Here is an 11,081-nt window from a genome sequence, read left to right as displayed (position 1 = left end):
TCTCTGTCAACTGCATGGGTGCGTCAAGCGCACAAACACCGGTAGACTGCCGAGGTTAAAACTGGCAAAGAGCGACGGCATGGCTTGGGGCCGGGCGCCGATTTCTGGTACCCCAGCATGAGGCGCCCGGCCCCAAGCCACAACGTTGCGGACCACGCAGACCAGATGCAAAAAACGTAAAAACACAAGAGATCCAAGACATGAGCACCGAAGCCACGCTGATCAAACAACACCTGATCGACCCGGAAATTTGCATCCGCTGCAACACCTGTGAAGCGATCTGCCCGGTGGGCGCGATCACGCACGACTCGCTCAACTACGTGGTCAAGGCCGACATCTGCAACCTGTGCATGGACTGCATCTCGCCATGCCCCACAGGCTCGATTGACAACTGGCGCATGGTGCCCAAGGCCCGGGCCTACAGCATCGAAGAACAGCTCAAGTGGTACGACCTGCCCGCAGAACTCAGCGCAGAAGAACTGGCAGAGGCCACGGGCGATGACGGTGCTGCCCAGTCACAAGCCCAAGCGGCTGTGCAAGCTGCAGCGTCCTCTTCATCGGCGGTCAGCACCGCTGTTGCATCGGGTTTCATTTCTGCTCAGTTTGGCGCGACCATTCCTCCGTGGTCTGCAGCCCACGCCTACACCAACCTCTATGGCCCCAAAGCCGCAGAGAAAACCATCACCGCCACGGTCGCGGGCAACTTGCGTGTGACCGAGGTGGGCAAGCAAGACGGTCAACAAGACTACGACACCCACCATGTCGTTCTGGACTTTGGCAACCAGCCTTTCCCGGTGTTGGAAGGTCAGTCGATCGGCATCATCCCGCCCGGTGTGGACGCCAACGGCAAGCCGCACCATGCACGCCAGTACTCGATCGCCAGCCCACGCAACGGCGAGCGCCCAGGTCACAATAACCTGTCGCTCACCATCAAGCGCGTGCTCGAAGACCACGACGGCCAAGCCGTGCGGGGTGTGGCCTCCAACTTCATGTGCGACCTGTTGGTCGGTGACAAGGTGCAGGTGATCGGGCCATTTGGTGCGAGCTTCCTGATGCCCAACCACCCCAAGAGCAACATCGTCATGATCTGCACGGGTACCGGCTCTGCACCCATGCGGGCCATGACCGAATGGCGTCGCCGACTGCGGGCCAGTGGCAAGTTCGAGGGCGGCAAACTCATGCTGTTCTTTGGTGCAAGGACCCCAGCCGAGCTGCCCTACTTTGGCCCGCTCAACAACCTGCCCAAGGACTTCATCGACACCGAGTTTGCGTTCTCGCGCGAAGTGGGCAAGCCCAAGCGTTATGTGCAAGACGCACTGCGTGACCGTGCCGCTGACATCGCCGTGCAGCTCAAGGACCCGAACACCTGTTTTTATGTGTGTGGTCTCAAAAGCATGGAAGAGGGCGTGGTCATGGCGCTGCGCGACATTGCACAGAACGCCGGTCTGGACTGGGAAGCCATCGGTGGTGCGCTCAAAAAAGAAGGCCGTTTGCACCTCGAGACGTACTGATCGGGTATGGCGAATACCGCCTACATCGGTCTGGACCAAGTTCGCCAGCAACTGCGTCCACCGCGTTCGCAGCTCAAAGGGCGGCAGGCCAAGGCGCAAGCGTTGGAGGAGGTGCGCACCCTGATCGGGACAGCGCCTGTGCAGGGCCACCGTCGGGATCTGCTGATCGAGCATCTGCATGCGCTGAATGACCATTTCCGAGCGCTGTTCGAGCGCCACATCGTGGCTTTGGCCGCAGAAATGCGCCTGTCCGTGGTGGAAGTCTTCGAGGTCGCTTCTTTCTACCACCACTTCGAGATCATCAAAGACACCGAATGCGCACCCCGCATCACCGTGCGGGTTTGCGACAGTGTGAGTTGCAGTTTGGCCGGCGGGGACAGCTTGCTGCGCCAGTTGCAAAACGATTTTGTGGGTCATCCAGCAGATCGCGCAGCGCATGGGCCTGAACTGGCCCTACACAGGCCAGCACGATGGGGTGGCTGCGGTGTACGAGGAGATGCGACAGGCCATGGCCCCGGTCATTGGGGGCATCGACTGGGCGCGCTTGAATGCAGGCTCGGTCACTTACCCCTGCGTGAACGCCGACGATCCGGGCCAGCCCATCGTCTTTCACGACCAATTTCCAACGGAGGATGGCCGGGTGCGGTTGGTGCCGGCGGGTTTGATCCCGGCCAACGAGCAGCCCGATGACGAGTACCCGATGGTGCTGATCACAGGACGGCAGTTGGAGCATTGGCACACGGGCAGCATGACGCGGCGCGCCACGGTGCTGGACGGCGCTCGATCCGTTTGGCAAGATCCCGGAGTTCAAATACTGCGCTGTGCAAGTGGAGGCTGCGCTCACCGCATAATGCGGCGCATGACCCTGCCGCCTCAGCTTTCTGCCCGCCCCCAATTTGACGTCGCTGTTCTCATGCGACGCGAGCCAGTGCAAGGCCCCATGTCGCGTTGGCAGGCCTGGCGCTGGGTGCTTGCGGATGTGGTGCCCCAAAAGGCCAGTTTTGGCGCTGAGCCGCGCTGCTTGCGTCAAAGCGACCATGAAGCGATCTGGCTTTACCCGAACTGGACCGTGGCGCTTTTCAAAGATGACGCGGAAGGCTATTGGCTCAACGCCACCTCACCTGCCCCTTGTTTCTTTGTCATGTGGCGACACATTGACGCGGAAGACGGCAGCGAACCTGTGGCCGTCCCTCAAGCCGTGAGCCTGAGCTACCACGACGCTGGTCGCTGGTTGGATGCCCAGGAAACCGTCGAAACCATTCCGGTGGCAGCAGAGGTGGTGGCGTGGATGCAAGCTTTTGCAGCGCAGCACTTTGTGCCCGAAGAGAAAAAACGCCAGCGTCCCCAGAGCTTTCAGCGCCTGACCGATCGGTTTGGTCAGCCTGTGTCGGTCAGCACCGACAGCAAACGCAAGGGCGCAAGGCCCACCCCATGAGTGAGAATTTCTTCAGCCGTTGGTCTCGGCGCAAGCAAGGTCTGGAGACCGAAGAGCTGGGCACAACCCTAACCACCCCTTCGGTCGCAACGCCGGTGCATGCAGCCACAGCGCCTGCCAGCCCCGTGGCCGCTTCGGCTGAGCAACACGCCGCCTCTGCGCCAGCAGATCCGAAAGAGCCACTGCCGACGATGGCGGATGTGGAGCACTTGACCCCTTCTGCTGAATTTCAGGGTTTCATGCGCCAAGGTGTGCCCGGCGAAGTGCGCAACGCGGCCATGAAAAAACTCTTCACCGACCCGCACTTCAATGTGATGGACGGATTGGACATTTACATTGGTGACTACAACACCCCCGACCCTTTGCCCGCTGGCATGCTGGAAAAGATGGTGGGTGCCCAATTGTTGGGCTTGTTCACGCCCAAAGACCCGGATGCGCCAGAAGACCCGCCAACTGTGGCAAAGTCTCCTCAATCCCTCACCGACCCTACACCGACAACGCAGCCCCCTTCGGCCCTGCCAGTCTCCGCACCGACAGAACATGACGACCCTGATTTGCAACTGCAACCAAACGATGCCCCTGCAAGCCCAAGCCTTGGGCCAAGCACTGGGTGAAAACCTGACCCTGCACACCACTTTGTGCCGCCGCGAGGCGGGGCATTTTCAAAAAGCCGTGAAAACCGGCGAGACCGTGGTGGTGGCTTGCACCCAGGAAAAGCGACTGTTCTCTGAGTTGGCCGAGCAAACCGAAGGGGCGATTTCGCCCATCCGTTTTGTCAACATCCGCGAAACCGGTGGTTGGGGCCGCGAAGCCGCACACGCTACGCCCAAGATGGCCGCTTTGTTGGCCGCAGCCCGCCTGCCCGAACCCGAGCCGGTGACCACCGTCACCTACAAAAGCGAAGGCCGTGTGCTCATCATCGGTGCCATCGATGCCGCCGAACGCGCTGCCAGCTTTTTGGCTGACGCCATGCAGGTCACCATTTTTGCGCAAGGTCCGGGCCAGGGTGGGGGCAGCCAAGAACGCCGCTTTCCGGTCGTGGCTGGGCAATTGCAAAGCCTGAAGGGCTGGTTGGGGGCTTTTGAGGTGTCATGGGACACCAGCAACCCGATCGACTTGGACCTGTGCACCCGCTGCAACGCCTGTGTGGCCGCCTGCCCCGAACAGGCCATTGGCTTGGATTACCAAGTCGATTTGTCGCGCTGCTCATCGCACCGCGACTGTGTGAAGGTGTGCGAAGCCGCAGGGGCCATCGATTTCACACGGGACGCACGCCCTCAATCCGAGCGCTTCGATGTGGTGCTGGACTTGCGTGGCGACAAAGCCACGCCCACTTTCACATCGCATGCCTTGCCGCAGGGCTACTTCCGTTGGGACGGTCAAGACTTGCCAACCCTGCTCAAGGTGCGCGAACTGGTGGGGGAGTTTGAAAAGCCCCGCTTTTTTGCTTACAAGCAAAAGTTGTGTGCCCACAGCCGCAATGAGCAAGTCGGCTGCAGTGCCTGCATTGACATTTGCTCGGCTGAGGCTGTGCGTTCGGACAAAAGCCGCCAACAAATCGTGGTCAACCCCAATCTGTGTGTGGGCTGCGGTGCTTGCACCACGGCTTGCCCGACTGGGGCCCTGACTTACGCTTACCCGCGACCGGCAGAGCAGGGCGCCAAGATCCGCGCATTGCTTTCGGCCTACCAGGCTGCTGGTGGGCGCGATGCCGCGCTGCTGATACACAGCCAAGACAAAGGCCAGGCCCTGATCGACGAACTGGGTCGGGGCGCGCAGCTGGGCGTCATGCAGGGCGTGCCTGCCCGCTTGATGCCCTTGGCGCTGTGGCATACGGCCAGTGTGGGGCTGGAGTTATGGCTGTCGGCCGTGGCCTATGGCGCGCGCCAGGTCATGGTGCTGATCACCGCCGAAGAGGCACCGCCATACCGCGCTGCCCTCATGGAGCAAATGGCCGTGGCCCAAAGTCTGTTGAACGGCTTGGGCTACAACGGGGTGCATTTCCAGTTGATCGAAGCCAAGACCGCCATGTCTTTGGACGCTGATTTGCAGCGCCTGGCCGCCCGCAGCCTCAAGGCGGCGAGTTTGCCCACAGGCCCGGCCGTCGCCGCGCGCCATGCGGTTCAAGCCGAAAAGCGCAGCAACCTGGAGCTGGTCATCGACCACTTGATGGCCCAGTCGCCTGTGATGTCGCAAGATGAGATCACCCGCCCCAAAGCATTGGACCTGCCTGCGGCCGGTTCGCCCCTGGGCACCATCGTGGTCGATGGCAACAAGTGCACGCTGTGCATCAGCTGTGTGGGGGCATGCCCATCGTCGGCCTTGCAAGACAATCCACTGCAGCCCGAAATTCGTTTTGTTGAGAAAAATTGTGTCCAGTGCGGCCTGTGTGCCAAGACCTGTCCGGAAAACGCGATCACCTTGCAGCCCCGGCTCTCACTCGTGCCAGAACGAACACAAGTCCGTGTGTTGCACGGCAGCCCACCTTTCGCTTGTATCCGTTGCAGCAAACCTTTCGGTACGCTCAAAGGCATCGAAGCCATGCTCGGGCGTCTGGCCGGGCACAGCATGTTCCAGGGCGCGGCTCTGGAACGCCTGAAAATGTGCGGGGACTGCCGCGTGGTGGACATGTTCACCGATGAAAACCAGACGCGCGTTTCGGGCGTCAACCCTTCCAAACCCCAATAAACCTGTCCATGAGCCAAGACTTGAACCTGTCCGCCTACAGCCATGCGCTGGATGAAGAAACTGCCCGCGCAGAAATCTATGGTTTGCTGTCCCAACTCTTTTACGCTGCGCCGAGCCCCGAACTTCTTGGCCAACTTCAAGTGGCCGTGACCCAAGCGCCCGATGCGGGCGGGTTTTTGGAGGAGCCTTGGCGCAATCTGGTGGCCAGTGCCCGCAGCCTGAGTCACGCCCAAATTTCAGCCGAGTTCAACAGCTTGTTTGGCGGTGTGGGCAAGCCCGAGGTGTATTTGTTTGGCTCGCACTACCTCAGTGGTTTTCTGAACGAAAAACCCTTGGTGCGCTTGCGCGACGACTTGGCCGAACTGGGCTTGGGCCGCAGCGAAGGCATGTCTGAAACCGAAGACCATGTGGCCTATGTCTTTGAAGTCATGCGTTTTTTGATTGCGGGCGACGATGTGGCGGTATCCAACCTGACGCGTCAGCAAGCCTTTTTTAACCTCCATGTGCAGACCTGGTTGCCAGCGCTGTGTCAGACCTTGCAAGCCCACCCCCGGGCGGTGTTCTACGGCAGTCTGGCGGTTTTCACAGAAAGCTTTGTCAGCGTAGAACTGCAGGGTTTTGATTTGGTGGCTTGATTGAAATTATTTGCCTGGGCATTTGAAATTAATGCCAAATTTGATCCGGGTTTTTACTTAGAACCATTCAACGGTCCTATCCCATAATTGCGACCAAGCGGTAAATTCACACGCTTGTAAGTTTAACTACGACTGGAGATACACTTTGACCGACACCAAAACACCACGCCGTCGCAACCTCCTCAAGGGTGCTGCCGTCGCCGCAGGCGCGCTCTCAGCACCCATGATCGCCTCGGCCCAGACTGGCCCGATTTCTATGCGCTGGCAGAGCACTTGGCCCGCCAAGGACATCTTCCATGAGTACGCCTTGGATTACGCCAAGAAGGTCAACGACATGACCGGTGGTGATCTGAAAATTGAAGTATTGCCTGCCGGTGCTGTGGTGCCAGCTTTCGGCTTGCTCGAAGCGGTGTCTAAAGGCACTTTGGATGGCGGTCACGGCGTCTTGGGTTACCACTATGGCAAGCAAAACGCTTTGGCCTTGTGGAACTCTGGTCCAGCCTTCGGTATGGACGCCAACATGATTTTGTCGTGGCACAAGTACGGCGGCGGCGCTGAGTTGTTGGCCAAGTTATACGCCTCCATTGGCGGCAACGTGCAGTCATTCTTGTACGGCCCCATGTCGACGCAACCACTGGGCTGGTTCAAAAAGCCGATCACCAAGTCTTCAGACTTCAAAGGCTTGAAGTTCCGTACCAACGGTTTGGCCATTGACTTGTTCACCGCCATGGGCGCTGCTGTGAACGCTTTGCCAGGCGGGGAGATCGTCCCTGCCATGGACCGCGGTTTGCTGGACGGCGCTGAGTTCAACAACGCCACTTCCGACCGCATTTTGGGCTTCCCCGATGTCTCCAAGGTCTGCATGCTGCAAAGCTACCACCAGAGTGCTGAGACGTTTGAGATCATGTTCAACAAGACCAAATACGACGCACTGCCTGCCAAGATGAAGTCGGTCATTGCCATCGCTACAGAAGCTTCTTCAGCTGATATGTCTTGGAAAGCCATCGACCGTTATTCGAAAGACTACATCGAGTTGCAGACCAAGGACAAGGTCAAGTTCTACAAGACACCCGATGCCATTTTGCAAGACCAGCTGAAAATCTGGACTGAGATTGTTGAAAAGAAGTCTGCAGAAAATCCATTGTTCAAAGAAATCGTGGAATCTCAGCGTGCCTTTGCACAACGTGCCGTGAAGTGGGATCAGGACACCAACATCAGCCGTCGCATGGCTGTGAACCACTTCTTTGGAGCCAAAGCGGCACCAGCGAAAAAAGGTTAATTTTTTAAGCGCTTTACACAGCCATCCAGGTCTCCTGGATGGCTGATTCATTTATATGGTTACCTAATGCAAAATTTGTTGCTCTTTATTGACAAAGTCAGCACCTGGATCGGTCAGTTTTTTTCTTGGCTGATCGTGGCGCTGACATTCATGATCTCTTGGGAAGTGTTCTCACGCTATGTGCTGGACAGCCCGCATGCCTGGGCTTTTGATGTGATGAGCATGATGTATGGCTCTCTGTTCATGATGGCGGGTGCCTACACCTTGTCCAAGAACGGCCATGTGCGCGGCGATGTCCTTTATGGCTTTTTCCCGCCCCGCCTGCAGGCTTGGTTGGACCTGATTCTTTATATTGTGTTTTTCATCCCAGGTGTTTTTGCACTGGCATGGGCGGGTTACGGTTTTGCAGCAGAATCCTGGGCGATCAACGAGCATTCCAACATCACGGCCAACGGACCGCCGGTTTACCCTTTTAAAACCATTTTGCCGATTGCCGGCGCTTTCTTGTTCGCCCAGGGTTTGGTTGAAATTGTGCGTTGCATTGTGTGCATCAAGCAGGGTGAATGGCCCAAGCGCGGTGATGACGTCGATGAAGTCGACGTCGAAAAACTCAAAGAAATGGTCAACGTGAAAGACGAAGACATCGCCAAACTCGGTGCGCTGGTGACGGCTGGCAAGGGAAGTAAATAATGAAAAAAGAAGTCTGGTTTGGCCTGACGATCATGGCCTTGGTCGTGTTGTCGGCCTTCGTTTTGTTGCCGGCTCCGTCCGAGATGAGCAATGGTCACTTGGGCTTGTTGATGTTGGCTTTGGTGGTGGTGGCGATCATGTTGGGTTTCCCCACCGCCTTCACCCTGATGGGCATGGGGATGATCTTCGCTTGGATCGCCTACAAGACACAAAACCCCGATTTAGCCGTTCAACAGACCTTGGACTTGATGGTGCAGCGCGCCTACTCGGTCATGTCCAACGACGTGCTGATCTCGATTCCTTTGTTCGTGTTCATGGGTTACCTGATTGAACGCGCCAACTTGATTGAGAAACTGTTCAAGAGCATGCACCTGGCCATGGCCCGTGTGCCAGGTTCACTGGCAGTGGCCACCATCGTGACCTGTGCCATCTTCGCTACAGCAACAGGCATTGTGGGCGCGGTGGTTACGCTCATGGGCTTGCTGGCGCTGCCCGCCATGCTCCGCGCCGGTTACAGCGTGCAGCTGTCGGCCGGTGCCATCACTGCCGGCGGTTGTCTGGGCATCCTGATTCCACCCTCGGTCATGCTGATCGTCTATGGCGCGACGGCGGGTGTGTCGGTAGTCAAGTTGTACGCTGGGGCATTTTTCCCTGGCATCATGCTGGCCACTCTGTACGTCTTGTATGTGGTCATCGTTGCCAAAATCAAGCCCAGCATGGCACCGCCCATGTCGGCTGAAGACCGGATTGTTCCTTTGCCTGCGTTTGCTCAAGTGGTGTCCAAAGACATCAGCAACAATGTCCTGCCCGGCTTGATCGGTGCGATCAAAGGCAAGCGCAATGCGGCAGTGCCCATGCGGGAATTGCTCAACCACCTGGGCATTGCTTTGCTGCCCGCTTTGGCGGTGGCCGCGATCATGGGAACCATTTATTTCAAGGTTACAGCGCCTTTGCCTGTCGAGGCGGTGGAAGGTGTGGTGGCCATGGGTGGCGAACTGGCAGATTCGGCTGAGACTTCGGAAGAGTCCGCCAGTGTCAGTGGTTTGGCCGAACCTGAAGCCGATGGCTTGCAAACACCTCCTGCTTCTGGCGAAGAGACAAAGGCCGATGCAGCTCCAGCTGCAGAGACCCCTAAAGAGGCGGCCCCGGCTGTTGCTGCCAGTGTGTCTGCCGAAACTTCAGTTCAAGGTGAGCGCCAAGAAGCACCCGCATCGTTCTGGATTGGTTTGGCCAGCTGTGCGGTGGCACTGGCGCTCTTTTATGCCTACTTCAGTTTTGCACGCCTTGAAATTTTCAAGATGCTGCTGGGCTCGTTCTTCCCACTGGCCCTGATGATCTTGGCGGTGCTTGGCACCATTGTGTTTGGTCTTGCCACACCCACCGAGGCGGCTGCCATGGGTTCGCTGGGGGGCTTGTTGCTGGCTGCTTCTTACCGCAGGCTCAACTATGTGGTGCTGCGCGAATCGGTCTACCTCACGGCCAAAACCAGCGCCATGGTGTGCTGGTTGTTTGTGGGCTCCAGCATCTTTTCTGCAGCGTTTGCTTTGCTGGGTGGTCAGGAGATCATCAACACCTGGGTGTTGGGCATGGACTTGACGCCAGTGCAGTTCATGATTTTGGCGCAGGTGGTCATTTTCTTGTTGGGCTGGCCCTTGGAGTGGACCGAGATCATTGTGATTTTCATGCCGATCTTCATCCCCTTGTTGCCCCACTTTGGCATTGATCCGCTGTTCTTTGGCTTGTTGGTGGCCTTGAACCTGCAGACCGCTTTCCTCAGCCCACCCGTGGCCATGGCGGCTTTCTACTTGAAGGGCGTGAGCCCACCGCATGTCACGCTGAACCAGATCTTCGCAGGCATGTTGCCTTTCATGGCCATCCAGGTCTTTGCGATCGTGCTGCTTTACATGTTCCCGGCCATCGGCATGTGGTTGCCTGAAGTTCTGTACAAGTAATTCGAGACTTTGTGCGGTCGCCCACACTCATTGGCTTGCCCAGTGGGTGTGGGCGTTTTTTTGACGACCTTCGGATGCGGGGCTTGTCGCGCTTTTAACGCGAATCGATCCAAAGTAAGGGTTTTTACACCGAAACCCTGCTGTGCAGACGCTATGATGATCTATGCAATTCATTGCCTAGGTCCGATGTTTTGTTGAACCATGGCCGTGTCCCACTTTCAGGAGTCTTTGATGTCTTCCAAAACTTCCGCTATTTCGCGTCGCAGCCTTTTTTCGGGTGCTGCGACGGTGGGCGCTGTGGCTGCAGCCACCGCCATTTTGCCGGGTGTGGTCAAGCAAGCCGCGCCAGCGGTCACAGCCTTGCCCAAGCCCACACGTGGCGGAGGTTACACCCTGAGCGAGCACGTTCAGCAGTACTACAAGACCACCCGCGTCTGATTTTTCTTCTCTCTTTCCTGTTCTTCCCCAACTGGAGCCCTCCATGTTGCTGACCAAAAAAACCTCCAGCACCACGGGTGCCACTTCATCCCCCTTCATCCACAGCTTGCGCCGTGGTTTGTCGCAGGCTTTGCCCACCTTGGACCGCCGCAGTTTCTTGCGACGCTCAGGTCTGGGCGTCGGTGTGGGTTTGGCCGCATCGCAGCTGAGCTTGGTTCAAAAAGCGCAGGCCGCCACCGCCAAGTCCATCACGGGCGCGGGCAAGGTCGAAGTCAAACGCACCATCTGCACCCATTGCTCGGTGGGTTGCGCCATCGACGCGGTGGTGGAAAACGGTGTTTGGGTGCGCCAGGAACCCGTGTTCGATTCACCGATCAACCTCGGTGCGCATTGCGCCAAGGGTGCGGCCATCCGTGAGCACGGTCACGGCGAGTTCCGCCTGCGCTACCCCAT

The 11,081-nt window shown here is 58.1% G+C and carries 10 protein-coding genes and 2 pseudogenes; all 12 read left to right on the top strand.

Going from position 1 to position 11,081, the window contains the following annotated elements; all coding sequences use genetic code 11:
- Positions 1–200 precede the first annotated feature (200 nt).
- Positions 201–1,511: a benzoyl-CoA 2,3-epoxidase subunit BoxA gene (boxA, locus tag Q0O19_RS12400; protein ID WP_295523435.1), complete on the top strand. Its 1,311-nt coding sequence runs from the start codon at positions 201–203 to the stop codon at positions 1,509–1,511.
- Positions 1,512–1,517: 6 nt separating this feature from the next.
- Positions 1,518–1,859, top strand: a pseudogene (locus tag Q0O19_RS12395) (NAD(P)H-dependent oxidoreductase subunit E); the annotation flags it as partial.
- Between the two features lie 58 nt (positions 1,860–1,917).
- Positions 1,918–2,362: pseudogene (locus Q0O19_RS12390) on the top strand (hypothetical protein); the annotation flags it as partial.
- Between the two features lie 8 nt (positions 2,363–2,370).
- Positions 2,371–2,946 (top strand): DUF3305 domain-containing protein, encoded by a 576-nt coding sequence (locus Q0O19_RS12385; RefSeq protein ID WP_295523433.1) that lies wholly within the window; start codon positions 2,371–2,373, stop codon positions 2,944–2,946.
- On the top strand, positions 2,943–3,560 hold the full coding sequence (locus Q0O19_RS12380; RefSeq protein ID WP_295523431.1) for a DUF3306 domain-containing protein: 618 nt from the start codon (positions 2,943–2,945) through the stop codon (positions 3,558–3,560). Before Q0O19_RS12385 ends, Q0O19_RS12380 begins: the two co-directional genes overlap by 4 nt.
- Positions 3,487–5,634, top strand: a complete 2,148-nt coding sequence (locus Q0O19_RS12375; RefSeq protein WP_295523429.1) for a 4Fe-4S binding protein — start codon at positions 3,487–3,489, stop codon at positions 5,632–5,634. The genes Q0O19_RS12380 and Q0O19_RS12375 overlap by 74 nt, the downstream gene beginning before the upstream one ends.
- 8 nt (positions 5,635–5,642) lie before the next feature.
- Positions 5,643–6,269: a molecular chaperone TorD family protein gene (locus tag Q0O19_RS12370; RefSeq protein WP_295523428.1), complete on the top strand. Its 627-nt coding sequence runs from the start codon at positions 5,643–5,645 to the stop codon at positions 6,267–6,269.
- 145 nt (positions 6,270–6,414) lie between these two features.
- Complete coding sequence (locus tag Q0O19_RS12365) at positions 6,415–7,548, top strand: C4-dicarboxylate ABC transporter (protein WP_295523426.1); 1,134 nt, start codon at positions 6,415–6,417, stop codon at positions 7,546–7,548.
- Between the two features lie 66 nt (positions 7,549–7,614).
- Positions 7,615–8,238 carry a TRAP transporter small permease subunit gene (locus Q0O19_RS12360; RefSeq protein ID WP_295523424.1) on the top strand — a complete coding sequence of 208 codons (624 nt, stop codon included), beginning with the start codon at positions 7,615–7,617 and terminating at the stop codon, positions 8,236–8,238.
- Positions 8,238–10,190, top strand: a complete 1,953-nt coding sequence (locus tag Q0O19_RS12355; RefSeq protein WP_295523423.1) for a TRAP transporter large permease subunit — start codon at positions 8,238–8,240, stop codon at positions 10,188–10,190. Before Q0O19_RS12360 ends, Q0O19_RS12355 begins: the two co-directional genes overlap by 1 nt.
- 231 nt (positions 10,191–10,421) lie before the next feature.
- Positions 10,422–10,628 (top strand): formate dehydrogenase, encoded by a 207-nt coding sequence (locus tag Q0O19_RS12350; RefSeq protein WP_295523421.1) that lies wholly within the window; start codon positions 10,422–10,424, stop codon positions 10,626–10,628.
- Positions 10,629–10,671: 43 nt separating this feature from the next.
- On the top strand, positions 10,672–11,081 hold a 410-nt coding region (locus tag Q0O19_RS12345), incomplete at its 3' end, for a twin-arginine translocation signal domain-containing protein (RefSeq protein WP_295523419.1).

It is taken from the genome of Limnohabitans sp. Rim8 (assembly GCF_945869175.1).
Taxonomy (GTDB): Bacteria; Pseudomonadota; Gammaproteobacteria; order Burkholderiales; family Burkholderiaceae_C; genus Limnohabitans_A.
Note: the sequence above shows the minus strand (reverse complement) of the source record. Positions and strands in the feature narration are given on the sequence as shown.